This window comes from Mycobacterium sp. TY814, assembly GCF_030755175.1.
In the GTDB taxonomy this organism is placed as follows: Bacteria; Actinomycetota; Actinomycetes; order Mycobacteriales; family Mycobacteriaceae; genus Mycobacterium.
On record NZ_JAUFRY010000002.1, the window covers coordinates 1,173,017 to 1,199,417 of the forward strand.

A 26,401-nucleotide genomic window follows, 5' to 3' on the forward strand; every position below is an offset into this window, starting at 1 on the left:
GGTCGGCGACGACCAGAAACCCTGTCTCACATAGAAATGACATAAATCTTCCCAATTTCTTAACTCCCCCCTTTGGACAAACGTCGATATCGTTTCGTAACCTGTTTGAGACCTAAACCAGCTCGGCGAATTTACGCCGATGGCAGTTTAAGGAAGCAAATCTTGAGGCTCGACTGTAGGCATTCGATCGCGCGTGTAATCAAGCGGTTCGCCATCGGTTCGTTCGCGAGCTTCATCGTGTTCTCGGGCATCACGGCCGCCGGCGCGCTGGCCGATCCCGCCGATGACGCGTTGGCGAAACTCAACGAGCTGTCCCGTCAGGCTGAGCAGACCACCGAGGCTATGCACAGCGCTCAGCTCGATCTGAACGAAAAGCTCGCCGCCCAGCAGGCAGCGGAGCGCAAGCTGACCGACGACCAGGCCAAGTTGGAAGCCGCGAGAGCGCGCCTGGCCAACTTCCAGGGAGCCGTCAACAAGGCGGCCGCCGCCACGTACATGGGTGGCCGCACCGACGGTCTGGACGCCATCCTGACCGCCGGGTCGCCGCAGTCGCTGATCGACGGCCTGACCATCCAGCGCGTGATGGCGGGTCAAATGTCTTCGCAGATGGCCAGTTTCAAGGCCGCCGGCGAAGAGGCCGTGAAAGCGGAGCAGGCGTCCGCCAAGTCCGCTGCCGACGCGAAGGCCGCGGCAGAGCAGGCCGCGGCGGTGCGGGCGAACTTGCAGCACAAGCAGAGTCAGCTGCAGGTGCAGATTGCTGTCGTCAAATCGCAGTACCAGGCGTTGACCCCGGACCAGCGCACTGCGCTGGCCAACCCCGGGCCGGCCCCCGATCGAGTGCCGGACCGCGGGCCCGGTGCGCCCGCTCCCGACGCCCTGCCGCCGGGCGCGCCGCCCGAAGGCGTCCCCGGTGAGACACCCGCTCCGGGTGGGGCGTCCAACGTGCCCTTCACGGGTGGCGGTGGCAGCGGAGACCGTGCCGTGGTCGTGCAGGCAGCGTTGACTCAGATCGGCAGCCCCTACGTGTGGGGTGGTGCGGCTCCTGGCGGATTCGACTGCTCGGGCCTGGTGATGTGGGCGTTCCAGCAGGCGGGCATCTCGCTGCCGCACTCCAGTCAGGCCCTGGCGCACGGTGGTCAGCCGGTGTCGCTGTCTGACCTGCAGCCCGGCGACGTGCTGACCTTCTACTCCGACGCCTCACACGCCGGCATCTACGTGGGTGACGGCATGATGGTCCACTCGTCCACCTTTGGCCAGCCGGTTCGGGTGGTGCCGATGGACTCCTCCGGCCCCATCTACGACGCACGCCGCTACTGACGGTCCCACCCGGGCGGCGTTGGCTCCAACTGCTCCTGGCGAGTGTCTTCACCGCCGAGCTGATCGCTGCGGTCCTACTGCCGGCACGCCAGAGTCCACCGGCGCGTGCGGTTGCGCACCCGACACCCGCCCCGATGACATCACTGGTCCGCGATCGCGTGGTGCGACTGGTCAGCCCGGGTGACGTGGAGTCCGACCGGCTGCTGTCCCGCGTCGCAGCCGATCTCGGCGGTGCCGTCGATGCGGTCGTCGGGTTCTGGGGGCCGGACTGGACCCGCGACATCGTGGTGGTGGCCACTGGGGCAGACGAGCGGTTTCAGCAGGCCGCAGGCGGCGGGCCGGCCTCGCAGTGGGCAGATATCGCAGCGGTGACGGTTGTCGACCAGGTGAACCCGGTGGCCCGGACAATGGTCGGCGCCCGGATCCTGCTGGCTCCCGGTGCGTCGCAGATGAGTGCCGGAGCGCTCCGAATAGTGCTGAGCCACGAACTTTTTCACTACGCGGCCCGAGTGGACACGGCTCTGGACGCACCACGTTGGCTCACCGAGGGCGTGGCCGATTACGTTGCCCGGCCGCAGACGCCGCCTCCCGCTGAGGCCGCGGCCACGATGCCGGCATTGCCGACGGACGACGACCTGGACATCCCCGGGCCGCAACGCTCGCTGGCCTACGACCGGGCATGGTGGTTCACTCGGTTCGTCGCCGATACGTACGGTCCGGCGAAGCTGCGCGAACTCTACGTGGACGCGTGTGGTGTGGGGCATTCCGACCTGGCTGGTGCCGTCCATCGGGCGCTGGGCATCGACGTCGCCGGTCTGCTGCCGGGCTGGCAGCGGTGGATGAGCAACCACGCCTGACGCGCCGCTACCCGCGGCGCGCCTCGTCGCCCGCTGGGTCTGTTGACGCGGCTCCTCACCGCGCCGCTACCCGCGGCGCGCCTTGTCACCCGCTGGGTCTGTTGACGCGGCTCCTGACGCGCCGCTACCCGCGGCGCGCCTCGTCGCCCGCTGGGTCTGTTGACGCGGCTCCTCACCGCGCCGCTACCCGCGGCGCGCCTCGTCGCCCGCTGGGTCTGTTGACGCGGCTCCTGACGCGCCGCTACCCGCGGCGCGCCTCGTCGCCCGCTAACCTCACCGTGTGAGCCGGGTCCTGCTGGTAACCAACGACTTTCCTCCGCGGCGCGGAGGCATCCAGTCCTACCTCGGCGAGTTTGTCGACCGGCTGGTCGACTCCGGATCGCACAGCATCACGGTATACGCACCAAAGTGGAAGGGCGCCGAGGCTTTTGACGATGCCGCGGCCTCAGCCGGCTACCACGTGGTGCGCCATCCCACCACGCTGATGCTGCCGGTCCCGACCGTCGATACCCGGATGCGCCGGTTGATCGCGGAGAATCACATCGACACCGTCTGGTTCGGCGCGGCCGCCCCACTGGCCTTGCTGGCTCCCCGCGCCCGGCAGGCCGGCGCCACACGAGTGCTGGCCAGCACCCACGGCCACGAAGTCGGGTGGTCGATGCTGCCGGTCGCACGGTCGGTGCTACGCAGCATCGGCGATCACACCGACGTCGTCACCTTCGTCAGCCGCTACACCCGGTCGAGGTTCGCGCCGGCGTTCGGGCCCAAAGCCGCCCTGGAATACCTGCCCCCTGGCGTGGACAGCGACCGCTTCCGCCCTGATCCGGCCGCCCGCGCCGAACTGCGTCAGCGCTACCGCCTCGGCGAGCGGCCCACGGTGGTCTGTCTCTCCCGTCTGGTACCCCGCAAAGGCCAGGACATGCTGATCAAAGCCCTGCCGGCGATTCGCCGGCGCGTTGACGGCGCAGCGCTGGTCATCGTCGGCGGCGGCCCCTACCTCGAGACGTTGCGCACCCTGGCGCGCGACTGCGAGGTCGAAGACCACGTCACCTTCACCGGCGGCGTACCCGGTGACGAACTACCCGCCCACCACGCCATGGCCGACGTCTTCGCCATGCCGTGCCGCACTCGTGGCGCCGGCATGGACGTCGAGGGTCTGGGCATCGTCTTCCTGGAAGCCTCGGCGACGGGAGTCCCGGTGGTGGCCGGTGATTCGGGTGGGGCTCCGGAAGCCGTGCAGCACAACAAAACCGGGCTGGTGATCGACGGCCACTCCCTCGACGAGATCGGCGAGGCCGTCACCGAACTGCTGACCGATCGCGATCGCGCGGCCGCGATGGGCGCCGCCGGCCGCGAGTGGGTGCGAACGCAGTGGCGCTGGGACACGCTGGCCACCCGGCTGGAGACGCTGCTGGAGGGTGGCTAACCGGAGGCCGGCGTGACGACAGGTCAGTCCTTCGAGTAGATGGCCTCGATGTCGGAGGCGAACTTCTCGGCGACCACGTTGCGCTTGACCTTCATCGTCGGCGTCAGTTCACCGGTGTCCTCGGTGAAGTCGACGGGCAGGATGCGGAACTTGCGGATCGACTCGGCGTGGGAGACCTGCTGATTGGCCTGCTTGACCGCCGCATCCACCTCGGCGACCAGATCCGGGTCGGTGGCCAGATCGCCGACGCTCGCCGCCGCGGCCTTGTGGTGATGGTGCTTCCAGCCTTCGAACGCCTCGGGGTCGATGGTGATCAGCGCGCCGATGAACGGTTTGGCATCCCCGACGACCATCGCCTGGCTGATCAGCGGGTGGGCCCGCAGCTGATCTTCGAGCACCGCCGGGGCGACGTTCTTGCCACCGGCGGTGACGATCAGCTCCTTTTTGCGGCCGGTGATACTGACGAATCCGTCTTCGTCGACGGCGCCGAGATCGCCGGTGCGGAACCAGCCGTCGGTGAACGCTTCGGCGGTGGCCTGCTCGTTGCGCCAGTAGCCGGTGAACACCACGCCGCCGCGCACCAGCAGTTCCTTGTCTTCGGCGATGCGCAGGCTGTTCCCCGGCACCAGTTTGCCCACGGTGCCGATCTTGAGGGCGTTGATCTGGTTCACGGTGATCGCCGCACTGGTCTCGGTGAGCCCATACCCCTCGTAGATCGTCACCCCCACGCCGCGGTAGAAGTGTCCCAGCCGCGCGCCCAGCGGTGCCCCACCGGAGACCGCGGAGTGGCATTCACCGCCCAGCGCCGCGCGCAATTTTCCGTAGACCAGCCGGTCGAACAGTGCGTGCTTGGCGCGCAACACTATTCCGGGCTTGCCGCTGTCCTGCGCGCGGCTCCAGTCAACCGCCGTCTGCGCGGCTGCCTTGAAGATCGGGCCTTTGCCGTCATTGGCGGCGTTCTGCTCGGCGGTGTTGTAGACCTTCTCAAACACTCGCGGAACAGACACCACCACCGTCGGCTTGAACTCGGCCAGCAACGGCAGCAGGTTCTTGATGTCGCTGGTGAATCCGACCGTCACTTTGCTGGTGAAGGCCGCCAAGGTCAGCGCCCGGGCCAGCACGTGGGCCAGCGGCAGGAAAACCAGCAGTCGTTGGCCCTCGCACAACAGCGTCGGCAGACACTCACCGGTGCCGCGGATCTCGTGGAGCAGATTCGAATGGGTCAACTGGCAGCCCTTGGGACGTCCCGTGGTGCCCGAGGTGTAGATGAGCGTCGCCGGGTCGTCGGCCTGCAGAGCCTGCTGCCGCGCTGTCAGTTCGGCCGCGTCGACCGTGGCGCCAGCCTCCACCAACTGGTCCAGCGCCTTGGGGCCCGAACCGTTGATGTGCAGCACCCGGCGCAAGGCCGGCAGTTCGCCGGTGAGCTCGGTGACGATCGCCGCGTGCGCATCAGTCTCGGCGAACGCCAGCACCGCTTCGGAGTCCTGCAGCACCCAGCGCACCTGCTCGGCCGACGACGTCTCGTAGATCGGCACGGTCACCGCACCCACCGACAGAATCGCCAGATCCAGGATCGCCCATTCGTAGCAGGTGGCGGAGAAAATCGAGACGCGGTCGCCGGCTTCCACGCCCATCGAGATCAAACCCAGTGCCGCCGAACGGATTTGTTCAGCGGCCTCGGCGCAGGTGACGTCCGTCCAGGCCCCGTCCACCTGGCGCCGGTAGATCACGTAGTCGGGATCGTTGCGCTCGTGCTCGTACACCACGGCCGCGACGTTGTCGTGGTCGTAGACGGAAAAGCGGGCGGGGACACTGTACTGACGCACTCTCATTACCTCGCTTGACCTCGGGGGGCGCTGGTCGCCGGCGACTTGCTGATGCCCAGCCTATCGGGGACATTCGCGCAGGATGGCGACGGCCGGTAGGCGTTCGGAGCGATTGCCGGAAGGTCCCGGGGCTGCGCCGGTCCCGCTCGGGCGGGTATGTGAAGCTGAGGCGATGAACAGCATCCAGATCGCCGACGAAACGTACGTCGCCGCAGCCGGCGCACTGGTCGGGGCCGCGATTGCGGATCGGTCCAAGTGGAGCCGGTGGTGGCCCGACCTGAAGCTGCAGGTCACCGAGGACCGCGCCGAGAAGGGCATCCGGTGGGCGGTGAGCGGCCCGCTCACCGGCACGATGGAAGTCTGGCTGGAGCCGTCGATGGACGGGGTGATACTGCATTACTTCCTGCATGCGGAACCGACCGGCGTATCTCCGTCGGAGCTGGCCAAGCTCAATCTGGCCAAGATGACCCATCGCAGACGCGTGGCGGGCAAGAACATGGCGTTCGAGGTGAAAACGACCCTGGAACAGTCACGTCCCGTGGGGAGTTCTCCGGTAGTTTAACCGGGTCAGATCGGCATCAAGATTGCCGAGAGAGAGTACCGTTTCTGCCGGGAGATTCGGGGGCACTCCCGCAATTGACCGGGGCCGACCGGGAAAGGGAAGCAGCCAAGTGGCGGACAAGACCAACCAGACGATCTACATCGACGCGGACCCAGCCGAGGTGATGAAGGCGATCGCCGAAATCGAGTCCTACCCGGACTGGATCAACGAATATAAGGAAGTCGAAGTCCTCGAGGCCACCGACGACGGCTACCCCAAGAAGGCCCGCATGTTGATGGACGCGGGGATCTTCAAAGACACCCTGATCATGAACTACCAGTGGCCCGACGACCGTAAGTCGCTGAGCTGGACCCTGGAATCCAGCTCGTTGCTGAAGTCACTTGAAGGCTCCTACATCCTGAATCCCAAGGGTTCCGGCACCGACGTCACGTACGAACTGGCGGTAGACCTCGCAGTTCCAATGATCGGGATGCTCAAGCGCAAGGCCGAACGCAGGCTGATCGACGGCGCATTGAAGGATCTGAAGAAAAGAGTCGAGGGCTGAGTGATTCCGTCCCGCCTACTCCGGCCCGGATCAGCCTGTTCGTCGGTAAGGGCGGGGTAGGGAAGTCCACCCTGGCGTCCGCGACCGCGGTTGGTGATGCCAGCGGTGGACTGCGCGTGCTATTGGTGTCCACCGACCAGGCCCATTCCCTGGGCGACGTTCTGGGCATTCCGGTTCCGCCGACCGGTCAAGGCGAACCCGTCCGGGTGCACGCCGACGACTCCGACGCCGGCGGTGGCCTCATCGACGCCCTGGCGCTGGACACCTTGGCCCTGCTCGAGGACCGCTGGCGCGAAGTAGTAGGCGCGCTGGACGCGCGGTTCTCCGAGTCTGAACTGAATCGCATTGCACCCGAGGAACTTTCGGCGTTGCCCGGCATTCAGGAGGTCCTCGGGCTGCACGCCGTTGGTGAGCTTGCGATGTCGGGCCGATGGGATCGCATCATCGTCGACTGTGCCTCGACAGCGGACGCGTTGCGGATGTTGACCCTGCCGGCCACTTTCGGGCTGTATGTGGAACGCGCCTGGCCGCGGCACCGGCGGCTCAGTTTCGGCGCCGACGACCCCCGCTCGGCCGCGTTGGTGAATCTGCTGGAACGCACCAGCGCCGGGGTGGAACGGCTCAGCACCCTGCTCACCGACGGCGACCTGGTCAGGGCTCATCTGGTGCTCACCCCGGAACGGGTGGTGGCCGCCGAAGCGGCGCGCACGCTCGGGTCGTTGGCGCTGATGGGAGTGCGTGTCGAGGAGCTGCTGGTCAACCAGGTCCTGGTGCGAGATGAAACCTACGAGTACAGCAGCCTGCCCGACCATCCGGCGTTCTACTGGTATGCCGAACGGATCGCCGAGCAACGCGCGGTGCTGGAAGAACTCGACGCCACGATCGGCGATGTCGCACTGGTGCTGGTGCCGCACCAGGCGGGGGAGCCGATCGGGCCGAAGGCACTGGGCGGGCTGCTCGACAGCGCACGCCGGCGCCGCGGTGCGGACCCGCCCGGGCCGCTGCATCCGGTCGTCGACCTGGAATCCGGAACCGGTCTGGAATCGGTGTACCGGATGCGGTTGTCGTTGCCCCAACTTGACGCCCGATCGCTGGCCCTGGGCAGGTCCGATGACGACCTGATCATCAGCGCCGGCGGTGTGCGCCGCCGGGTTCGGTTAGCCTCTGTGCTGCGCAGGTGTACGGTGCTGGACGCGCATCTGCGGGGCACCGAATTGACCGTTCGTTTTCAACCCGATCCGGAGGTATGGCCGAAGTGAGTGGGGCTCATACCGACCTCGGTCCCGAGCTGCGCAAGCTTGCCCAGGCGATCCTGGACGGGATCGATCCGGCCGTGCGCGCGGCGGCCGCCCTGACCTCGGGCGGCGCCCCCGGCAAGTGTCAGCAGGTGTGGTGCCCGGTGTGTGCGCTGGCCGCGGCGGTCAGCGGCGAGCAGCACCCGTTGGTGACGGTCATCGCCGATCACAGTGTCGCCCTGCTGGAAGTGATCCAGGCCATTGTCGACGACATCGACCGCTCGGCGGTACCGGCACAGGCCGAGGCACCCGAAGCCGGGTCGGCCGCCGAGCGCCCGACCAACGGCGAGGGCACCAAGAAGACGGGCTACCAGCCGATCCCGGTTACGCTTCAGGAGTGAGCGGGCACCCGGCCCGGGCTCGCGAGGTGGTCGCAACCACCGCGGGTGAGTACAGTTGGCCCAGACACCAACGGGTGTGGGCGAGAGGGAGGGCCAATGTGGTACTACCTGTTTAAGTACGTCCTCCTGGGTCCGTTGCTGTCCTTGATCGGCCGCCCGAAAGTGGAAGGGCTGCACCACGTTCCGAGCTCCGGTCCGGCGATTCTGGCGAGCAACCACTTGGCGGTGATGGACAGTTTCTTCCTGCCACTGGTCGTGCGGCGCCGGATCACCTTCCTGGCCAAGTCCGAGTACTTCACCGGCACCGGGATCAAAGGTTGGTTCAACCGCTGGTTCTACACCGCCGTCGGCCAGGTGCCGATCGACCGAACCGACTCCGAAGCCGCACAGGCCGCTCTGCAGACCGCCGAGCAGGTGCTGGGTCAGGGCAAATTACTCGGCATGTATCCCGAAGGCACCCGCTCGCCGGACGGACGGCTCTACAAGGGCAAGACAGGCCTGGCGCGACTCGCCCTGCAGACGGGCGTTCCGGTGATCCCGGTGGCGATGATCGGCACTGATGTGGTGAACCCACCCGGCACGACACGACTGCGGTTCGGCCGGGTCACGGTCCGCTTCGGCAAGCCGATGGACTTCTCCCGCTTCGACGGCCTGGCCGGGAACCACTTCATCGAACGCGCCGTCATCGATGAGGTCATGTACGAGCTGATGGGCTTATCCGGCCAGGAATACGTCGACATCTACGCCGCCAGCGTCAAGGACGGCACCGCCGCGGACGGCGACACCGAGGCTGCCAAACCGGAGTCGTCGGTTGCGTCGCGGATTCCCGAGACCGCGGTCGGCTGAAGGACTGAAGCGCTAAGCCGCCGCAACCGGGGTTCGGTCCCGGGGCGCCGAGCGCGTGGGCGCAATGGCCGCGGTGACCGTGAGGCCGGCGACGACGATGACGGCCAGGGCCCACCAGACGTAGGACATCCCCACTAGCTGGCGCCACCAGTTGGCCGTCGTCTCGTGGTGCTTGGGCAGCAGGTCGATTGGCGACCAGTGCATCAATGCCAGCCCCGCGACGGTGACGACGCCCAGCGCGATGTTGCGGCGACGCCAGGCCAGGACCCCGGTCACCAGTACCGCGGGCAGCATCCAGACCCAGTGATGCGACCACGACACCGGGGAAACCACCAGCCCGAACAGCGCGACGCAGATGACGGCCAGCGTCGGTTCGCCGGCTTTGAGCACGCGGCGCATCGCCCAGACCGTCGCAGCCAGCACCAGCAGGCAGGCCAGCACCCAGAGCGGAAAACGCTCGTGTTGATCGAGCCCCAGCCGGGCCAGCGAGCCCGCGATGTTCTGGTCGGTGTTCAGCGCCGCCTCGCCGATGCGGTCGGTGTGCTGCAGCGTTTCCGTCCAGTACTCGCACGAGTCTCGCCAGGCGAGCGCGAAGCCCAGCACCGTCGCGCCCGCGAACGTCGCCAGCGACGTCAGCGCGGCCCGGTTGTCCCGCCGCAGCAGGAAATACAGCAGGAACACCGCCGGGGTCAGCTTGAGCGCGATACCCAAACCGAGCAGCAGGCCGCGTGGCCAGGGGGTCCGGCGGGGGAAGCAGTCGGCGATCACCAATGTCATCAGCACGGCGTTGATCTGGCCGAAGGCGAAATTCGATGCGATCGGTTCCAGCCAGATCGACGCCGGAGCGACGATCACGACCGCCAGCCAGGCGCGGCGCAGCCATGCGGGCCCGGGCAGGAGGGCCGATTCGGCCCACACGTCGAGGCGGGTCAGCACGATCGTGGTCGACACCAACAGCACCACCAGCGTCAGCGCGGTGATCACCACGCTGGCGACGGGCATCCCCATCCAGGCGAACGGGCTGAACGCGATGGCGGCCAGCGGGGGATAGGTGAACGGGAGGTCCACGATGGGTGTGTGGAACATCACGTTGCCGTGGTAGAGCGGCCGGCCGTCCAGCCAGGCCTGGCCGCCCATCTGATACACGTCGATATCGATGCGGTAAGGAATGTGGCCGAATAACTGCCAGCACGTGTACGTCAATGCAAGGCCGGCAAGCAGCCAGAGCAGGCACCATAGCGAAACCCGCCCGAGTCGACTGCCCACCCCGGGCGACCGCCATTTACTCATGTCGAAGACAGCCTAACGGGTATTTCGGCTTGTCTGGCCCGTGCAGCGCGGCTTGCCGGAACCACGCTCGGGTCCGGCGTAGCTTTTTTGAGGTGCACCACTGGCTGCAGCACGACATCATCGACCGCGGTCGGCTCCCGCTCCTGTGTTGTCTGGTCGCCTTCATTCTCACCTTCTTCGTCACGCGGTCCTGCGTCCGCTTCATCCGCCATCGGGCCGACCGCGACCGGCCGGCCCGATGGTGGCAGCCGCGCAATATCCATGTCGGAACCGTGCACATCCACCACGTGGCGTTCGGTGTGGTGCTGGTCATGCTGTCCGGCCTCACCCTGGTGACGCTGGCGGTCAATGGCCAAGAACCCCAACTGACCCTGGCGGCAATACTTTTCGGTGTGGGCGCGGCGCTGGTGCTGGACGAGTACGCGCTGATCCTGCACCTGTCCGATGTGTACTGGGAAGAAGACGGCCGCAGCTCGGTGGATGCCGTGTTCGCCGCGGTCGCGGTGGCCGGGCTGTTGATGCTGGGTTTGCATCCGCTGATGTTCGTGCTGCCCATCCGCTACGACGGCGACTGGCTGACACTGCAGAGCACGCTTGCCGCGGCGCTGGTGTTCACCCTGCCGCTGGCGGTGATCGTGCTCCTCAAGGGCAAGGTGTGGACCGGGCTACTCGGCATGTTCATTGTGGTGTTGCTCATCATCGGGGCGGTCCGGCTGTCGCGCCCGCACGCCCCGTGGGCGCGGTGGCGCTACACCGCCCGGCCGGCGAAGATGCGGCGCGCGCTGCAGCGCGAACGCCGGTGGCGACGGCCGGTGGTGCAGGCGAAGCTCTGGCTACAGGGCGCGATCGCCGGAACTCCGCGGCTGCCCGACGAGCGCACCGTCGACGCGCAACTGGACCTCGAGGTGCACCCCGCACCGCCGCCCGACACCGGGCCCATCCTGATCGGTGGGTAACTGCCGCAACCGCGAGCAGACGCGAACTCGCACTGCGGCGCGCCGCAGCGTGCGAGTTCGCGTCTGCTCGCGCAGCTGAGGCGAACTAAGCTGCGGCGGTGCGGTACTTCTACGACACCGAGTTCATTGAGGACGGCCGCACCATCGAGCTGATCTCGATAGGGGTGGTCGCCGAAGACGGCCGGGAGTATTACGCCGTTTCCTCGGAATTCGATCCCGGACGAGCGGGCACCTGGGTGCGGTCCCACGTGCTGCCGAAGCTTCCGTCACCGTCGTCCCAGCTGTGGCGCTCGCGCCGGCGGATCCGCGCTGACCTGGAGCAATTCCTGGGTGTCAACGGCTCTGAGCCCATCGAACTGTGGGCCTGGCTGGGGGCCTACGACCACGTGGTCCTGTGTCAGCTGTGGGGCACGATGCCCAATCTGCCCAGGGCGATCCCGCGGTTCACCCGGGAGCTGCGCCAACTGTGGGAGGACCGGGGATCCCCGCGGCTGCCGCCCAGATCTGCGGACGCACACGACGCGCTGGTCGACGCGCGGGATCAGCTGCGCCGCTTCCAGATTATCGCCGCCAGCGACGATGTGGGCCAGCGGCGTTCGCCCTGATCAGCCACGAACGGCCACAGCTACCATGGACCGATGAACTGGACCGTCGACATTCCGATCGACCAGCTGCCGCCGCTGCCTCCGCTGCCTGCCGACCTGCGGGCGCAGCTGGACGCGGCGCTGGCCAAGCCGGCCGCCCAGCAGCCGAGTTGGGACCCCGATCAAGCGGCGGCGATGCGCAAGGTGCTGGAAAGCGTGCCGCCGGTGACGGTGCCGTCGGAGATCGTCCGGCTGCAGGAACAGCTCGCGCAGGTGGCCCGGGGAGAGGCATTTCTGCTGCAGGGCGGTGACTGCGCGGAGACGTTCACCGACAACACCGAACCCCACATCCGCGGCAACATCCGGACGCTGCTGCAGATGGCCGTGGTGCTCACCTACGGCGCCAGCATGCCGGTGGTCAAGGTGGCCCGTATCGCCGGCCAGTACGCCAAGCCACGGTCGGCCGACATCGACGCGCTAGGCCTGAAGTCCTACCGCGGCGACATGATCAACGGCTTCGCTCCCGACGCCGCGGTTCGTGCGCACGACCCGTCACGACTGGTGCGGGCCTACGCCAACGCCAGCGCCGCCATGAACCTGGTGCGGGCGCTGACCTCGTCGGGTTTCTCCTCACTGCACCTGGCGCACGACTGGAACCGCGAGTTCGTGCGCACGTCACCGGCCGGTGCGCGGTACGAGGCGCTGGCCTCCGAAATAGACCGTGCGCTGCGCTTCATGAGCGCCTGCGGGGTGGCCGACCGCAACCTGCAGACCGCCGAGATCTACGCCAGCCACGAGGCGCTGGTGCTCGACTACGAGCGCTCCATGCTGCGGCTTTCAGACGTGCAGGACGGCGAACCGCAGCTCTACGACCTCTCGGCACACACCGTGTGGATCGGCGAGCGGACCCGCCAGCTCGACGGCGCTCACCTGGCGTTCGCCGAGGTGATCGCCAACCCGATCGGCGTCAAGATCGGACCGACCATGACCCCCGAGCTGGCCGTCGAATACGTCGAGCGCCTGGACCCGCACAACAAGCCGGGCCGGCTGACCCTGGTGAGCCGGCTGGGGAACAACAAGGTGCGCGACGTGCTGCCGCCGATCATCGAGAAGGTCCAGGCCACCGGCCACCAGGTGATCTGGCAGTGCGACCCCATGCACGGCAACACCCACGAGTCCTCGACGGGCTACAAGACCCGCCACTTCGACCGCATTGTCGACGAGGTGCAGGGCTTCTTCGAGGTGCACCGCGCGCTGGGCACCCACCCGGGCGGCATCCACGTCGAGATCACCGGCGAGAACGTCACGGAATGCCTTGGTGGGGCACAGGACATCTCGGACAACGATCTGGCGGGGCGTTACGAGACCGCGTGCGACCCGCGGCTGAACACCCAGCAGTCACTGGAGCTGGCCTTCCTGGTCGCGGAGATGCTGCGCGACTAGCCCGACCAGAACTAGAGCAGCGTGCTCAGGTGGACGCCGATCGTCCAGGCGGCGGTCGCCACCAATCCGGTCAGCGTCAACACCACGGCCACCCAGATCAGCACCATGCGGCGGCCGTGCTGGCGCGCCCAGACGAATTCGTCCATCGGGATGCCGGCGAATTCCCCTGCGTCAGGACCAAATTCGGCCTCGTCCAGCTCGTCGAAGTCGTAGTCGTCGGGCAGCGCCGGGGCAGCGGGAGCGGCCTCCCCGGGTTCTCGGGTGAACTGACGGGTCGGGTGGGGAGCCGGAGACGGGGCCGGGCGCTGCGTCATGCGGCTGTGCTCCAGCGCGCGGTGCTGTGCTGAGTTGCGGGGCGCTGGAACCCGGAAGTCGGGCAACCCCAGCTCCTCGACGATCGATTCCAGATCGGCCGCCATCTCGATCGCGTCGGCGTACCGCTGCGCCGGGTCACGAGCGGTCGCGCAGGCCACGAATTCGTCGAATTGTCTTGGCACGCCATCAATTACCGCGCTCGGTGGCGGTACATCGTTGTCCAGGCGCTGATAGGCGACCGACAGCGCGGTATCGCCGCTGAATGGTGTCTGCCCGGTCAGCAGTTCGTAGGTGAGAATCCCGGCTGAGTAGACGTCGCTACGTGGACCGGCGTTGCCGTCGCGGACCTGCTCGGGCGACAGGTAGGCCGCGGTGCCCAGAATGACGCTGCTGGATGTGATTCCGGCGGCCGCCACGGCGCGCACCAGGCCGAAGTCGGCGATCTTGACCTCGCAGTCATCGGAGATCAGCACGTTCTCCGGCTTGACGTCGCGGTGGACCAGCCCGGCCCGGTGCGCGGCGGCCAGCCCGCCCAGTACCGGGCGCAGCACCGCCGCGACCGCGTGCGGCGGCATCGGACCCCGCTCGGTCAACAGCTCGCGCAGGGTGCCGCCCTCCACCAGCTCCATCACCAGAAACGGGTGCCGGCCGTCCTGTCCCTGGTCGTAGACCGCGACCAGGCCCGGGTTCTTCAGCCGCGCGACGGTGCGCGCCTCGAGCTGGAAGCGGTGCAGGAACTGCTGATCACCGGCGTAACGGGAGTCCATCACTTTCAGTGCCACAGGGCGGTCAAGGCGCGTGTCCAATCCCCGATAGACCGTCGAGGTGCCACCGCTGCCGATCTTCGCCTGCACCAGATACCGGCCATCCAGTAAGGCGTTGTCCAACGGGTCCCCTCCAACCACGTGGGCCATCGTAGGTGGACGGCGCAATTCGACAGCACAACGCGCACACTTGACCGCCCGGCAAGTTCTAGACTGACGTCGTGGGCAGTATCCCGGCCGGCGATGATGTTCTGGATCCCGACGAGCCAACCTACGACCTGTCCCGGGTCGCCGAACTGCTCGGCATACCGGTGAGCAAGGTCCTGCAGCAACTGCGCGAAGGCCACCTGGTCGCAGTTCGGCGGGCCGGCGGCGTGGTGGTTCCGCAGGTGTTCTTCACCAATACCGGGCAGGTGGTCAAGAGCCTGCCGGGCTTGTTGACGATCCTGCATGACGGCGGCTATCACGACACCGAGATCGTGCGGTGGCTGTTCACCCCAGATCCGTCGTTGACCGTCACCCGTGACGGCTCGCGCGACGCGCTGAATAACGCCCGCCCGGTTGACGCGCTGCATGCCCACCAGGCCCGCGAGGTGGTACGGCGCGCCCAGGCGATGGCGTACTGATCAGGGCGCACCGATCCTGATCAGGGGGTGCTGACCGGGACCTGTTCCTGGCTCGGCTCCGGCTCGCGGTACAGCGAGTACCAGGCCAGCACCGCGAACGCGGTCGCGAGCCCCACGTGCAGCCAGGAGTACATCCCGTGGGACCCGTCCGGCTTGAAGATCACCATGATCCACGTCGAGAATCCCGCGATCGCCGCCATCGCCCGACGCGACTGGGCCAGTGGGGCCACCACCGCCAGCGGCCAGGAGTAGTACCACGGCAACGCCGCAGGCACGAACAACACGACTACCAGCATCACGCCGAAGATGCCCAGCAGCGCGTCCCGGTCGTCGCGGCGGAAGCGCCACCAGAGCAACGGCAGCGACACCAGGATGACCAGGATCCCGATCAGCCGGGCGATCCGCAGCAGGGTGTAGAACTGCACGGCGAAGAAGCCGCTGCTGAAGGCGTGGATGAGGTTCGCCGCGGCCGTCGGGATGGTCAGCCAGTTGATGATTTTCACCGAGCCGGCCAGCGCGGTCAGCCAGCCGAGTCCCACCCCGGCCACCAGCGACAGCACCGCGAACCCGACGATACAGATCGCCAGCGAGGCCAGCACCGCTGTCAGGAACGCCCGCACGGGCCGCCAGCCGCGATCCTCACGCAGGTGGCGCATCCATACCCAGCACAGGAACGGCAGCGCCAGCCCCGCGGTGGCTTTCACCGCAATCGCGATGGTGAGCAGCGTGATCCCCGCGACATGGTGGCGTTGCAGAGTCAGCGCGATGCCGGCGGCCATCAGACCGACCATCAACATCTCGTTGTGCACCCCGCCCATCAGATGGATGAGCACCAGCGGGTTGAGCACGCAGATCCACAGTGCTTTGGCGCCGTCGGTACCCACGTGATGCGCCAGTCGGGGAGCGGCCCAGATCAACAGCGCCAACCCGGGCAGCATGCACAGCCGCAGCAGCATCGTGCCGGCCACGACGTTGTTGCCGACGATGATCGTGACCAGTTTGGCTATCAGGATGAAGGCCGGCCCGTAGGGCGCGGTGGTGATGGTCCAGATGGGGGAGACGTCGTCCAGCAGCGAATTGTTGTTGCCCACCGGGCCGACCGCATACGGGTCCAGGCCGTCCCGCAGCAGTGCGCCCTGCGCCAGGTAGGAGTAGGTGTCGCGACTGAACACCGGCACCGACAGCAGCAGGGGCAATAGCCAGAACGCGGTGGTGGCCCGCATGGTGAATTCGGTGGTCGCACCGGCCAGGCACCGCCGGCCCAGCCGCAGCCAGGCGATCAGCATCAGGCCGACCCCGATCCACAGCAGGATGGAGGACAACACCAGGCCGTGCCCAAAACGCATCCAGGACAGGTGAATCGACTCCAGCAAGGGATCGTGCTGACGAGTGCTGCCGGCGCCCAGGCCGCCGGTGGTGATGAGCACCGACCCCAGAAAACCCAGTCGGGCCGGCGCGCCCTCGGCGGCGGTTGCGAACACGCGCAGCCGGGAGAGGCGTTGCGGATAGGTCTGTTTCGCCGTGGCTGAGGTCGGGGCTGCCATGGGTCAGGCGGTCCGCTCGGTGGCCAGGCGGGCCAGTTCGGACAGTCCGGCCTTGGCGGTCGCGCTGATCGGCGCCGCCGCCAGCGTCGCCAACGCCCGCTGGGTGAGATCGGTGATCCTGTTCTCCGCGGCGGCCAGAGCGCCCAGATCCTCGATGACCGTGCGCAGTTCGCGCACCTGGGCATCGGTCAGTTCGGTACCCACCGAGGTGCGCAACAGGTTGGCCGCCACCGGGTCTGACTCGTCGGCCAGTTGAGTGGCCTCGGCTAGCAGCACGGTGCGCTTGCCGGAGCGCAGGTCGTCGCCGGACGGCTTGCCCGTCACCGCGGGGTCGCCGAACACGCCCAGCACGTCGTCGCGGAGCTGGAATGCCACCCCGAGGTCGGTGCCGAATTGCTGGAAGGCCGCCATCACGTCGGGCCGGTCGGCCGCGGCGGCAGCTCCCAGTTGCAGGGGTCGCGACACCGTGTAGGAGGCGGTCTTGTAGGTGGCGACGGTCATTGCCGCCGCGACCGACTCGGCGGCCGACGCCGGGGTCGAAGCCTCGGCGACGATGTCGAGGAACTGGCCGCCGAGCACCTCGGTCCGGATATCGGACCAGACGCGCTCGACCCGTTGCCGGGCCGGCGGGCACAGACTCGCCCGCACAATCACGTCGTTCGCCCAGGCGTGCGCGATGTCGCCGAGCAGGATGGCCGCCGACACACCGAACTGCTCTGGGGCGCCGCGCCACTCGCGGTCGCGATGCAGGGCCGCGAAATGCATGTGAGCGGTCGGCTTGCCGCGTCGCGTCGCGGAGGCGTCGATGACGTCGTCGTGGATCAGCGCGAAGGCGTGCAGCAGCTCCAGTGCGGCGAACAGCAGGAGCGCGTCCTCGTCGGGCTCCTCGTTGCTCACCGCGTCCCAGCCCCAGTAGGCGAAGACCGGTCGCATCCGCTTGCCGCCGCTGAGCACGAAGTCCTCGAGCCAGGCGGTCAATGCCTCATAATCGGCGCCGAGAAAGGCGGATTCGACGCGGCGTTCGTGCACGTACCGGCGCAGCTGATCGGTGATGGCTCCGGCCACCTGGACGGCCGCCGATGCTTCCAGGCTCACCGGAGGTGCCCCTTTCTGCTCGGCGTGCTTCTGGCCCGACAGTGTATGCCGCCCGCCAGTCGGTGGCCCGTCGGCAGCCCCCAGCGCTGCGGTCGCCGCACCGGCCGCCCCTATGCTGTCGTGGTGGCCCGACACGGGGGGTCGGAGTTCTCACACAAGGAAGAGGAGCCGAGTGACGCTCAACACCATCGCGCTGGAGCTGGTGCCGCCGAACGTGGACGGGGGTCAGGAGAAGGCGGCAGAAGACGCGCAGAAAGTGGTGCGGTACTCGGCTGAATCGGGGCTCGACGGCCGCATCCGGCACGTCATGATCCCCGGCATGATCGCCGAGGACGACGATCGTCCGGTGCCGATGAAGCCCAAGCTGGACGTCCTGGACTTCTGGTCGATCATCAGGCCGCAGCTACCCGGCATGCGGGGACTGTGCACCCAGGTCACCGCGTTCATGGACGAGGCATCCCTCGGCCGGCGCCTTCACGAGCTGACCGACGCCGGCATGGAGGGCGTGGTGTTCGTCGGGGTGCCGCGCACGATGAACGACGGTGAGGGCTCCGGTGTCGCACCGACCGACGCGCTGTCGATCTACCGCGACGCGGTGGCCAACCGCGGGGTGATCGTGATCCCCACCCGGGAAGGCGAGCACGGCCGGTTCAACTTCAAATGCAACCAGGGCGCCACCTACGGCATGACCCAGCTGCTGTATTCCGACGCGATCGTCGATTTTCTGGCCGAGTTCGCCAAGGAGACCGATCACCGGCCGGAGATTTTGTTGTCCTTCGGTTTCGTGCCCAAGATGGAGAGCCGCGTCGGCCTGATCAACTGGCTGATTCAGGACCCCGGAAACGAAGCGGTGGCCGGAGAGCAGGAGTTCGTCAAGCAGTTGGCCGGCAGCGAACCCGAGCAGAAGCGCCGGATGCTGGTGGACCTGTACAAACGGGTGGTCGACGGGGTGGCCGAACTCGGTTTTCCGCTCAGCATCCACTTCGAGGCCACCTACGGCGTTTCCGGTCCCGCGTTCGAGACGTTCGCCGAAATGCTCTCCTACTGGGCGCCCGACCGGGCTTAGCCAATGTCGCGACCCGCAGCGACCGGCTACGCCGCTCTTGCGATCGATTAACCGATTGTCGCGACCCGCAGCGACCGGCTACGCCGCTCTTGCGATCGATTAACCGATTGTCGCGACCCGCAGCGACCGGCTACGCCGCTCTTGCGATCGATTAACCGATTGTCGCGACCCGCAGCGACCGGCTACGCCGCTCTTGCGATCGCGATTAACCGGACGTCGTCTTGTCGCCCGAAGCCGTGAAACGCGGTGATCGGTCCCGGCTGACCCAGGCCAGCAACGCCACCACACCGGCGGCGGCGAACGACGCGATGCCCAGCCAGATCCCCGCCCCCGTGAACGAACGGGTGTTGGGGTCGGTGTAGCGGGCCTGCGCGGTCATCGTGCTGACCACGCCCGGTTTGAGCTTCCACTGGACCACTTCGGGCTCGATCCGGTCGCCGTTCGTCGAGGTCACCGTGCCGGGAAAGGCGACGGTCAGCTCCACGTCGGCATCCGGATCGGTCAGCGAGGTCAGGTCGGCCCGGCCCTCCAGGATCACCAGGTTCCCGTTGCGGCGAAGTGACAGGTTGACACCCGCGGCGTCGGGATTCATATGGGCCAGTTGTGGCAACTCGGCGAAGGTCAGGTCGGAGAAGACGGCCTGGGAACCCACATAGCCGTCGCTGTCGTAGTTGGACACGGCGACCTTCTGGCTGAAGGGCAGGTTGGTGTCGAGCTGCGGCCCGGTGTCCTTGTTGTTCTTGGGTTTTGCCGCGGCGATGATCTCTCCGGACACCTTGTCGTCGGGCGAGATCGTCAGTGACGCGCGCACGCGCAGGCAGCCGGTGGCCAGCGGCACCAGCATCAGCAGCATCAGAATGGCCAGCACGCGGCGCCGCCGTGCAGTGAACAATCCGCGGGCTGGAAGCGGGGGTGAGCTGGCTCGCACCAGGTCATCGTGCCAGACCCGGTGCAACGCCCGGGCGAGCCGTCCGGTTAGAGCGGCAGTGCGCGGCCCAGAATCGCGAAGGCCCGCGGATCGCCGGTGAAGTAGTAGCTGCGGATGACGTCGGTGAAACCGAGCCGCCGGTACAGTCGCCAGGCCCGGTTGGCCTCGCCGTTGTTCTCCGGAGTGGAGAGCAGGACGTTGTTCTCGTCACGCCCGGCAAGCAGACGGCGGGCCAGCGCCTCGCCGAGGCCCCGCCCCTGGGCGCGCGGGTGGATGTGCAACTCGGTCAGCTCGAAATAGCTGTTCATCAGCCGGTCAATGGCGTGCGGTGGAAAGCCGCTGCGCTGCAGCCCCAGGACGACCTGCTGTTGCCACCACTGGCCGGGTGCGCCGGGGTAGCCGTAGGCGATGCCGACGAGCGGCGCGGAGCGCAGCTCGGCCTCCGAGCCGGGGCCGGCGGCGTCATCGGCGACTTCGACGGCGGCGACCGCCTTCCAGCCGCGCCGCCGGGTGTGCTCCAGCCACATGCCGGCGCGCTGATTCTCCGTGCCCCTCGGGTAACGCATGGCGTCGACATAGACCCGCAAAGCGTCGCCGAGGCGCCGCTCCATTTCTTTGGCCGGCAAATCGATGAGGAATGTCGCCAACTTGCGGTGTCCTTTTCATCGTCTGCGGATGAGCTCCGGGTGGTTCCAGTATCGGACGCTGCGTTCAGGAAGCCACGACTGGGCGCAGGACGCCTGTGTGACGGGTTGCACCATCATCTGATTGCGGCCGATCACGTCGCACTCTCGCTGCCGGGATAGAATCGCCTGCGAACCAGTGGTACGGCGCAGATTGACCTCGTATCATTGTGGTTAATTGCCCTAACAAGGGCAGGGCGCGTGCTACCGGTGGTTACGTGACAGTGTGTCGGCAAGGAGGGACGAATGCCACTCTCCGATCATGAGCAGCGAATGCTCGATCAGATCGAGAGCGCTCTCTATGCCGAGGATCCCAAGTTCGCGTCCAGTGTGCGCGGCGGCGGTTTCCGGGCGCCGACCGCGCGTCGTCGCCTGCAGGGCACGGCGTTGTTCGCCGTCGGTCTGGGCATGCTGGTTTCCGGCGTGGCATTCAAAGCCACGATGATCGGAAGTTTCCCGATTCTGAGCGTGCTCGGTTTCGTCGTGATGTTCGGCGGCGTCGTGTACGCGGTCACCGGCAAGCGGCTGTCCGGCAGGCCGGACCACGGCGGCCCGGCTGCCGGCTCATCGCGGCAGCGTCGCTCCAAGGGTGCGGGCGGCTCCTTCACCAGTCGCATGGAGGACCGCTTCCGTCGGCGCTTCGACGAGTAGGTCGACCGCAATAGCTTCATGACGGGGTAGCCCCACCGGGCTGCCCCGTTTTTGTATGCGCGCTGGTATGCGCGCGCCCCCTGGCCGTGGGGGAGTGAACGCGCCTGCACCGGGGTTGGGCGGACCGTCTGTGCGAGGTCCATGCAACCGTCGCAGACCGGGCCGCCGCGACACGCCATCCACGCCGCCTGAAGCCATCTCGTGCCCCACTTGTAGCGCAGTTGTGTCCAATCCGCCCCACTGCGCCCCACCACCACCCCGATTCGCCAAAAATGGCCTGCGACATGGAATTTCGCCTATATCACCCGGTGGCCGACGGGCCTCAACATGGCAGGCGGGTGAGCATGGTGTGGGAAAACGCCACTCCGTGACGCGCGCAGGGGGCATTTATGGGGCGAAGTGGGGGGTTGTGGGGTATGGTGGCCGAAGTGTTTGGGTGAGAAGCAAGTTGGAGGTGCCGCAGTGTTTCTCGGCACCTACACGCCCAAGCTCGACGACAAGGGGCGGCTCACGCTGCCGGCCAAGTTTCGCGACGCACTGGCGGGAGGGTTGATGGTCACCAAGAGCCAAGACCACAGCCTCGCTGTGTACCCGCGGGCGGAGTTCGAACTGCTGGCACGGCGGGCGAGCAAGGCGCCGCGCAGCAACCCGGAGGCGCGGGCATTCCTGCGCAACCTCGCCGCCGGCACCGACGAGCAGCATCCCGACGCGCAAGGGCGGATCACGCTGTCGGCCGACCACCGCCGCTATGCGGGTCTGTCCAAGGATTGCGTGGTGATCGGCGCGGTCGATTACCTCGAGATCTGGGATGCGCAGGCCTGGAACAACTATCAGCAAATTCATGAAGAGAACTTCTCCGCGGCCAGCGATGAAGCACTCGGCGACATCTTCTGAGGTGCATGCCTGTGCACCGTGGTCTCTGCCCGAACCGACCCTGGCGTACTTCCCCAACGCCAGGTGCGTCTCGGACAGGGGCCTCGGTGCGCCGGCGCCACGGCGTGTAGGCCTGACCCGGGGAGGTGTCGCAGTGGGTGACTCCAGTTCCGGCGCAGGAGATTTCGGGCATGTCCCGGTCATGGCCCAGCGTTGCGTCGAGCTGCTCGCTCCGGCGCTGACCCGCCATCACTCCGACGGATCGGAGGCCGTGCTCGTCGACGCCACGCTCGGCGCGGGCGGACACGCGGAGCGCTTTCTCACCGACCTGCCGGGCCTGCGGCTGATCGGACTCGACCGCGACCCGAACGCCTTGGACATCGCCCGCGAACGGCTGGCGCCGTTTGGCGATCGGGTCACCCTGGTGCACACGCGGTACGACGGCATCGCCGCCGCGCTCGACGAATGCGGTTACGGCACAGTGGAATCGGTCGACGGAATCCTGTTCGACCTCGGAGTGTCGTCGATGCAACTCGACCGCGCCGAGCGCGGCTTCGCTTACGCCAAAGACGCGCCACTGGACATGCGGATGGACCCGTCCTCGCCGCTGACGGCGGCAGACATCGTCAACACCTACAGCGAGGCGGAGCTGGCCGACATTCTGCACCGCTACGGCGAGGAGCGGTTCGCGCGGCGCATCGCCGCGCAGATCGTCCGCCGCCGCGCCCGCAACCCGTTCACCTCCACCGCCGAGCTGGTGGCCCTGCTCTACGAAGCGATCCCGGCGCCGGCCCGGCGCACCGGTGGGCACCCGGCCAAGCGAACGTTCCAAGCGCTTCGTGTAGCCGTCAACGACGAACTGGAGTCGCTGCGCACGGCCCTCCCCGCCGCGCTGGACGCCCTCGTCGTAGCCGGTCGCATCGTGGTGATGGCCTACCAGTCCCTGGAGGACCGGATCGTCAAGCGTCTGTTCGCCGACGCGACCGCATCCCGCACGCCGCCGGGCCTGCCGGTCGAACTTCCCGGCCACGGACCGCTGTTCCGGTCGTTGACTCACGGAGCGGAAAAAGCCGACGCGGCCGAGGTGGACCGCAACCCGCGCAGTGCCCCGGTGCGAGTGCGGGCCCTGCAACGAATCGAGCACGCGAGGGGGAACGCACAGGCATGAGCACAAAGCGTGAGGCGACGAAACGCCGCGAGAGCGAGCGTCGCGGCCGGCGCGGCGGTGCCGCTCGTCCGGGCACGGTGGACTCATCTGCGCGCCGGGGTCGCGGACGCTCCGGAAAACCGCAGGCACCCAGTCGTGAGGCGCGCGTGCCGCGTTCGGGTCCGCAGACCAGCCCGATGGCCCGGCCCGTCGACCGGCCGGCCCGCCCGAAGAACACCAGTCAGGCCAAGGCGCGCGCGAAGGCCCGGAAAGCCAAGGCCCCCAAAGTTATCCGGCCCAAGCTTACGGAGCGGCTGGCAACCAGGCTGAGCGAGATCGACCTCCGGCCGCACACGCTGTTGAGCCGGGTGCCGTTTGTCGTGCTGGTCATCGGTGCGCTCGGCGTCGGTTTGGGTTTGACGCTGTGGTTGTCCACCGATGCCGCCGAGCGTTCCTACAAGCTGAGCGACGCACGCGAGCGGACCCGCATGCTGCAACAGCAGAAAGAGGCGCTCGAACGCGATGTGCGGGAGGCGGAGTCGGCGCCAGCCCTGGCGGAGGCCGCCCGCAAGCAGGGCATGATCCCCACCCGGGACACCGCCCACCTGGTCCAGGCTCCCGACGGCAACTGGGTGGTGGTTGGGACGCCCAAGCCGGCCGACGGGGTTCAGCCGCCCCCGCTGAACGCCAAACTGCCCGACGACGGGCCACCGGCGCCGCCGAAGCCGGCGGTGACCCCGCCGGAGGTGGCGGTGCGGGTGCTGCCGGCTCCCGGCGACCCTGCGCAGCCTGGTCGGCCCGGCCCGGAGGTGTTGTTGCGGGGGCCCGACGGTTCGTCGACATTGCCAGGTCAGGTACCCGCCGTGCCGGGTCAGCTGCCCACGATGCCGGGTCAGCTGCCGACGCCCGCCGGTCAGGTCCCTGCGGTGCCGGGTCAGCTGCCGACGCCTGCCGGTCAGGTCCCGACGGTGCCGGGTCAGGTCCCGACGCCCGCCGGTCAGGTCCCGACGGTGCCGGGTCAGCTGCCGATGGTGCCGGGGCAGGTGCCGACGGTGCCGGGTCAGCTCCCCACCATGCCGGGCCAGGCCGCGACCGTGCCCGGTCAGGTGCCGACCGCGCCCGGCCAGCTGGACGTGCATGGGCCGCTGTTGTCCTTCCCCGATCAGGTGCCGGCGCAGCTACCTCCGCCCCTGCCACCGGCGGCGGTGCCCAATCCCTTACGCAATGCACCCCCGGCTCCGGGCGTATCGCCGCCCCCGCCCGCTAACACCGAGCAATCCGTTCCCGTCGCGCCGCCCGCGGCGCCCGCGGTCCCGGGAACACCGAGATGAGTCGCGGCGAGCCGAGGCGCGATCGCGGTCCCCGTCGGCCGCGTGAAGACCAGGGGCCGGCCAAGCGCCGCAGCAACCGTTCGGCCACCGAGGTTCCGGGATCCAAGCGAATCCGGAAACCTAAGGAGACCAACAAGTCCCGTGCCACCGCGCGACCGGAGACGGGACACCCGGCGACACAGCGGCGCACCCGGCAGGCGGTGGAAGTAGCCAGCCGCGGTGCGTCGTTCGTCTTCCGGCACCGGGCGGGTAATGCGGTCATCCTCGTGCTGATGCTGGTGGCCGTGACGCAGCTGTTTTACCTCCAGGTGTCCAACGCCGCCCAACTCAACGCACAGGCGGCCGGCCAGCTCAAGGTCACCGACGTCGAACGTGCCATTCGCGGCGCCATCATCGACCGCCACAACGACCGCCTCGCGTTCACCATCGAGGCGCGCGCACTGACCTTCCAGCCCAAGCGGATTCGCCAGCAGCTCGAGGACGCCAGGAAGAAGATCCCGAGCGCTCCCGACCCGGACCAGCGGCTCAAGGACATGGCCAAGGATGTCGCGGGCAAGCTGAACAACAAGCCCGACGCCGCCACCCTGCTCAAGAAGCTGCAGAGCAACGAATCGTTCGTATACCTGGCCCGTAATGTCGAACCGGCTGTCGCCCATGCAATTTCGGCGAAATACCCCGAGGTCGGCTCCGAACGTCAGGACCTGCGGCAGTACCCTGGCGGTTCACTGGCGGCCAACATCGTCGGCGGCATCGACTGGGACGGCCACGGGTTGCTGGGCCTCGAAGATTCCCTGGACGCCATGCTGGCCGGCACCGACGGTTCGGTCACCTACGACCGCGGCTCGGACGGCGTCGTGATACCCGGCAGCTACCGCAACCGGCACAAGGCCGTGCATGGTTCCACGATTCAGCTCACCCTCGACGACGACATCCAGTTCTACGTCCAGCAGCAGGTGCAGCAGGCCAAGAACGTGTCGGGAGCTCACACCGTTTCAGCGGTGGTGCTCGACGCCAAGACCGGCGAAGTGCTGGCCATGGCCAACGACAACACCTTCGACCCGTCGCAGGACATCGGGCGGCAAGGCGACCGGCAACTGGGCAACCTGCCGGTGTCCTCACCGTTCGAGCCGGGATCGGTCAACAAGATCATCACCGCGTCGTCGGTCATCGAATACAACCTGTCCAACCCTGACGAGGTGTTGCAGGTACCCGGCACCATCTCGATGGGCGGTGTCACCGTGCACGACGCGTGGGAGCACGGCGTGATGCCGTACACCACCACCGGGGTGTTCGGGAAGTCCTCGAATGTCGGCACCCTGATGCTGGCGCAGCGAGTGGGCCCGGAGCGCTTCTACGACATGGTCCGCAAGTTCGGGCTGGGCCAGCGCACCGGCGTCGGCCTGCCCGGTGAAAGCGCCGGCCTGGTGCCGCCGATCGACCAGTGGTCGGGCAGCACCTTCTCCAACCTCCCTATCGGACAGGGCGTTTCGATGACGCTGCTGCAGATGGCGGGCATGTACCAGGCCATCGCCAATGACGGGGTGCGGATTCCGCCGCGAATCCTCAAGGCCACCATCGCCGCCGACGGTTCGCGCACCGAGGAGCCGCGTCCGGAAGGCGTCCGGGTGGTGTCGGCGCAGACCGCCCAGACGGTGCGTCAGATGCTGCGTGCGGTCGTGCAGCAGGATCCGATGGGTTACCAGCAGGGCACCGGTCCCGCGGCCGCCGTGCCGGGTTACCAGATGGCCGGCAAAACCGGTACCGCGCAACAGATCAACCCCGGCTGTGGCTGCTACTTCGACGACGTCTACTGGATCACCTTCGCCGGCATGGCCACCGTCGACAATCCGCGCTATGTCATCGGCATCATGATGGACAACCCGCAACGCAACGCCGACGGCACTCCGGGTCACTCGGCGGCGCCGCTGTTCCACAACATCGCGGGCTGGCTGATGCAGCGCGAGAACGTGCCGCTGTCACCGGATCCGGGACCGCCGCTGACGCTGCAGGCGATGTAAGGCGTCTGCCCTTTCGCCATCGACAGGTGGATGAGGCGGGAGCCGGCCCACAACCGGCGGCGCCCGCCCGCAC

General features: G+C 67.7%; 25 protein-coding genes. 18 read left to right on the forward strand and 7 right to left on the reverse strand.

Translation table 11 applies throughout. From position 1 onward, the window contains the following. Nucleotides 1-162: 162 nt before the first annotated feature. The 3 genes from ripC to pimB all read left to right on the forward strand — a co-directional run bounded on the left by ripC (nt 163) and on the right by pimB (nt 3,600). A complete protein-coding gene (gene ripC, locus QXH22_RS18800; protein WP_306276609.1) occupies nt 163-1,317 on the forward strand; it encodes a peptidoglycan hydrolase RipC in 1,155 nt (384 codons plus the stop codon). Nucleotides 1,318-1,451: 134 nt separating this feature from the next. Further along, nucleotides 1,452-2,174: a hypothetical protein gene (locus QXH22_RS18805; RefSeq protein ID WP_306276610.1), complete on the forward strand. Its 723-nt coding sequence runs from the start codon at nt 1,452-1,454 to the stop codon at nt 2,172-2,174. Nucleotides 2,175-2,454: 280 nt separating this feature from the next. After that, the gene (gene pimB, locus QXH22_RS18810) at nt 2,455-3,600 is read left to right on the forward strand and encodes a GDP-mannose-dependent alpha-(1-6)-phosphatidylinositol monomannoside mannosyltransferase (protein WP_306240025.1); all 1,146 of its coding nucleotides are present in this window, start codon (nt 2,455-2,457) and stop codon (nt 3,598-3,600) included. A gap of 23 nt (nt 3,601-3,623) precedes the next feature. Here the strand turns inward: pimB and QXH22_RS18815 are convergent, their stop codons facing one another. Beyond that, nucleotides 3,624-5,426 carry a long-chain fatty acid--CoA ligase gene (locus QXH22_RS18815; RefSeq protein ID WP_306276611.1) on the reverse strand — a complete coding sequence of 601 codons (1,803 nt, stop codon included), beginning with the start codon at nt 5,424-5,426 and terminating at the stop codon, nt 3,624-3,626. 172 nt (nt 5,427-5,598) lie between these two features. On the opposite strand from QXH22_RS18815, the gene QXH22_RS18820 reads away from it, so the two are divergent. The 5 genes from QXH22_RS18820 (at nt 5,599) to QXH22_RS18840 (ending at nt 9,014) form a co-directional block, all read left to right on the forward strand. Beyond that, nucleotides 5,599-5,988 (forward strand): polyketide cyclase / dehydrase and lipid transport, encoded by a 390-nt coding sequence (locus QXH22_RS18820; RefSeq protein ID WP_306240028.1) that lies wholly within the window; start codon nt 5,599-5,601, stop codon nt 5,986-5,988. A 109-nt stretch (nt 5,989-6,097) separates the two neighbouring features. Continuing rightward, nucleotides 6,098-6,532, forward strand: coding sequence for an SRPBCC family protein (locus QXH22_RS18825; protein ID WP_306240029.1), 435 nt, complete (start codon nt 6,098-6,100; stop codon nt 6,530-6,532). Next, entirely contained in the window at nt 6,529-7,791 is a 1,263-nt protein-coding gene (locus QXH22_RS18830) for an ArsA family ATPase (RefSeq protein WP_306244119.1), read from the forward strand. Before QXH22_RS18825 ends, QXH22_RS18830 begins: the two co-directional genes overlap by 4 nt. Then, entirely contained in the window at nt 7,788-8,168 is a 381-nt protein-coding gene (locus tag QXH22_RS18835) for a hypothetical protein (RefSeq protein ID WP_306276612.1), read from the forward strand. Before QXH22_RS18830 ends, QXH22_RS18835 begins: the two co-directional genes overlap by 4 nt. Nucleotides 8,169-8,264: 96 nt before the next feature. Next, complete coding sequence (locus QXH22_RS18840; RefSeq protein ID WP_306240031.1) at nt 8,265-9,014, forward strand: 1-acyl-sn-glycerol-3-phosphate acyltransferase; 750 nt, start codon at nt 8,265-8,267, stop codon at nt 9,012-9,014. Between the two features lie 12 nt (nt 9,015-9,026). On the opposite strand, the gene QXH22_RS18845 is transcribed toward QXH22_RS18840, so the two are convergent. Beyond that, nucleotides 9,027-10,304: a glycosyltransferase 87 family protein gene (locus QXH22_RS18845; protein ID WP_306276613.1), complete on the reverse strand. Its 1,278-nt coding sequence runs from the start codon at nt 10,302-10,304 to the stop codon at nt 9,027-9,029. A gap of 92 nt (nt 10,305-10,396) precedes the next feature. Here QXH22_RS18845 and QXH22_RS18850 point away from each other — a divergent pair, with 92 nt between their 5' ends. The 3 genes from QXH22_RS18850 to QXH22_RS18860 all read left to right on the forward strand — a co-directional run bounded on the left by QXH22_RS18850 (nt 10,397) and on the right by QXH22_RS18860 (nt 13,287). Beyond that, nucleotides 10,397-11,260 carry a hypothetical protein gene (locus QXH22_RS18850; protein WP_306240033.1) on the forward strand — a complete coding sequence of 288 codons (864 nt, stop codon included), beginning with the start codon at nt 10,397-10,399 and terminating at the stop codon, nt 11,258-11,260. Between the two features lie 98 nt (nt 11,261-11,358). Beyond that, nucleotides 11,359-11,865 carry a polyadenylate-specific 3'-exoribonuclease AS gene (locus tag QXH22_RS18855; protein WP_306240034.1) on the forward strand — a complete coding sequence of 169 codons (507 nt, stop codon included), beginning with the start codon at nt 11,359-11,361 and terminating at the stop codon, nt 11,863-11,865. Nucleotides 11,866-11,898: 33 nt separating this feature from the next. Next, nucleotides 11,899-13,287 (forward strand): class II 3-deoxy-7-phosphoheptulonate synthase, encoded by a 1,389-nt coding sequence (locus QXH22_RS18860; protein ID WP_306240035.1) that lies wholly within the window; start codon nt 11,899-11,901, stop codon nt 13,285-13,287. A gap of 11 nt (nt 13,288-13,298) precedes the next feature. On the opposite strand, the gene QXH22_RS18865 is transcribed toward QXH22_RS18860, so the two are convergent. Beyond that, nucleotides 13,299-14,507, reverse strand: a complete 1,209-nt coding sequence (locus QXH22_RS18865; RefSeq protein WP_306240036.1) for a protein kinase — start codon at nt 14,505-14,507, stop codon at nt 13,299-13,301. Nucleotides 14,508-14,587: 80 nt separating this feature from the next. On the opposite strand from QXH22_RS18865, the gene QXH22_RS18870 reads away from it, so the two are divergent. Beyond that, nucleotides 14,588-14,992, forward strand: coding sequence for an Rv2175c family DNA-binding protein (locus QXH22_RS18870; RefSeq protein ID WP_306240037.1), 405 nt, complete (start codon nt 14,588-14,590; stop codon nt 14,990-14,992). Nucleotides 14,993-15,012: 20 nt separating this feature from the next. Here QXH22_RS18870 and QXH22_RS18875 read toward each other — a convergent pair whose 3' ends face one another. Together QXH22_RS18875 and idsA2 are read right to left on the reverse strand one after the other, a co-directional pair. Then, nucleotides 15,013-16,536, reverse strand: coding sequence for an alpha-(1->6)-mannopyranosyltransferase A (locus tag QXH22_RS18875; RefSeq protein ID WP_306276614.1), 1,524 nt, complete (start codon nt 16,534-16,536; stop codon nt 15,013-15,015). A gap of 3 nt (nt 16,537-16,539) precedes the next feature. Further along, entirely contained in the window at nt 16,540-17,601 is a 1,062-nt protein-coding gene (gene idsA2, locus QXH22_RS18880; protein WP_306276925.1) for a bifunctional (2E,6E)-farnesyl/geranyl diphosphate synthase, read from the reverse strand. A 202-nt stretch (nt 17,602-17,803) separates the two neighbouring features. Here idsA2 and QXH22_RS18885 point away from each other — a divergent pair, with 202 nt between their 5' ends. Then, on the forward strand, nt 17,804-18,697 hold the full coding sequence (locus tag QXH22_RS18885) for a mycobacterial-type methylenetetrahydrofolate reductase (protein WP_306276615.1): 894 nt from the start codon (nt 17,804-17,806) through the stop codon (nt 18,695-18,697). Between the two features lie 205 nt (nt 18,698-18,902). Here the strand turns inward: QXH22_RS18885 and QXH22_RS18890 are convergent, their stop codons facing one another. Further along, nucleotides 18,903-19,589 carry a DUF3153 domain-containing protein gene (locus tag QXH22_RS18890; RefSeq protein WP_306244123.1) on the reverse strand — a complete coding sequence of 229 codons (687 nt, stop codon included), beginning with the start codon at nt 19,587-19,589 and terminating at the stop codon, nt 18,903-18,905. Between the two features lie 83 nt (nt 19,590-19,672). After that, nucleotides 19,673-20,272: an N-acetyltransferase gene (locus QXH22_RS18895; RefSeq protein WP_306240040.1), complete on the reverse strand. Its 600-nt coding sequence runs from the start codon at nt 20,270-20,272 to the stop codon at nt 19,673-19,675. Nucleotides 20,273-20,554: 282 nt separating this feature from the next. On the opposite strand from QXH22_RS18895, the gene QXH22_RS18900 reads away from it, so the two are divergent. From QXH22_RS18900 to QXH22_RS18920, 5 genes are all read left to right on the forward strand, one after another. Next, the gene (locus QXH22_RS18900) at nt 20,555-20,959 is read left to right on the forward strand and encodes a DUF3040 domain-containing protein (RefSeq protein WP_306240041.1); all 405 of its coding nucleotides are present in this window, start codon (nt 20,555-20,557) and stop codon (nt 20,957-20,959) included. A 462-nt stretch (nt 20,960-21,421) separates the two neighbouring features. Continuing rightward, nucleotides 21,422-21,853 (forward strand): division/cell wall cluster transcriptional repressor MraZ, encoded by a 432-nt coding sequence (mraZ, locus tag QXH22_RS18905; protein WP_306276616.1) that lies wholly within the window; start codon nt 21,422-21,424, stop codon nt 21,851-21,853. A gap of 1 nt (nt 21,854) precedes the next feature. After that, nucleotides 21,855-23,000, forward strand: coding sequence for a 16S rRNA (cytosine(1402)-N(4))-methyltransferase RsmH (gene rsmH, locus QXH22_RS18910; RefSeq protein ID WP_306276926.1), 1,146 nt, complete (start codon nt 21,855-21,857; stop codon nt 22,998-23,000). Then, complete coding sequence (locus QXH22_RS18915; protein ID WP_306240043.1) at nt 22,997-24,310, forward strand: hypothetical protein; 1,314 nt, start codon at nt 22,997-22,999, stop codon at nt 24,308-24,310. Before rsmH ends, QXH22_RS18915 begins: the two co-directional genes overlap by 4 nt. Further along, complete coding sequence (locus QXH22_RS18920) at nt 24,307-26,328, forward strand: penicillin-binding protein 2 (RefSeq protein ID WP_306240044.1); 2,022 nt, start codon at nt 24,307-24,309, stop codon at nt 26,326-26,328. The genes QXH22_RS18915 and QXH22_RS18920 overlap by 4 nt, the downstream gene beginning before the upstream one ends. Nucleotides 26,329-26,401: the final 73 nt, after the last annotated feature.

What these genes read in the sequence shown, in the direction of transcription:
- QXH22_RS18805 (WP_306276610.1), top strand. Translation starts at nt 1,452, where the DNA reads ATGACATCACTGGTCCGCGATCGCGTGGTGCGACTGGTCAGCCCGGGT.
- QXH22_RS18820 (WP_306240028.1), top strand. Translation starts at nt 5,599, where the DNA reads ATGAACAGCATCCAGATCGCCGACGAAACGTACGTCGCCGCAGCCGGC.
- QXH22_RS18840 (WP_306240031.1), top strand. Translation starts at nt 8,265, where the DNA reads ATGTGGTACTACCTGTTTAAGTACGTCCTCCTGGGTCCGTTGCTGTCC.
- QXH22_RS18845 (WP_306276613.1), bottom strand. Translation starts at nt 10,304, where the DNA reads ATGAGTAAATGGCGGTCGCCCGGGGTGGGCAGTCGACTCGGGCGGGTT.
- QXH22_RS18860 (WP_306240035.1), top strand. Translation starts at nt 11,899, where the DNA reads ATGAACTGGACCGTCGACATTCCGATCGACCAGCTGCCGCCGCTGCCT.
- QXH22_RS18875 (WP_306276614.1), bottom strand. Translation starts at nt 16,536, where the DNA reads ATGGCAGCCCCGACCTCAGCCACGGCGAAACAGACCTATCCGCAACGC.
- QXH22_RS18900 (WP_306240041.1), top strand. Translation starts at nt 20,555, where the DNA reads ATGCCACTCTCCGATCATGAGCAGCGAATGCTCGATCAGATCGAGAGC.
- QXH22_RS18915 (WP_306240043.1), top strand. Translation starts at nt 22,997, where the DNA reads ATGAGCACAAAGCGTGAGGCGACGAAACGCCGCGAGAGCGAGCGTCGC.
- QXH22_RS18920 (WP_306240044.1), top strand. Translation starts at nt 24,307, where the DNA reads ATGAGTCGCGGCGAGCCGAGGCGCGATCGCGGTCCCCGTCGGCCGCGT.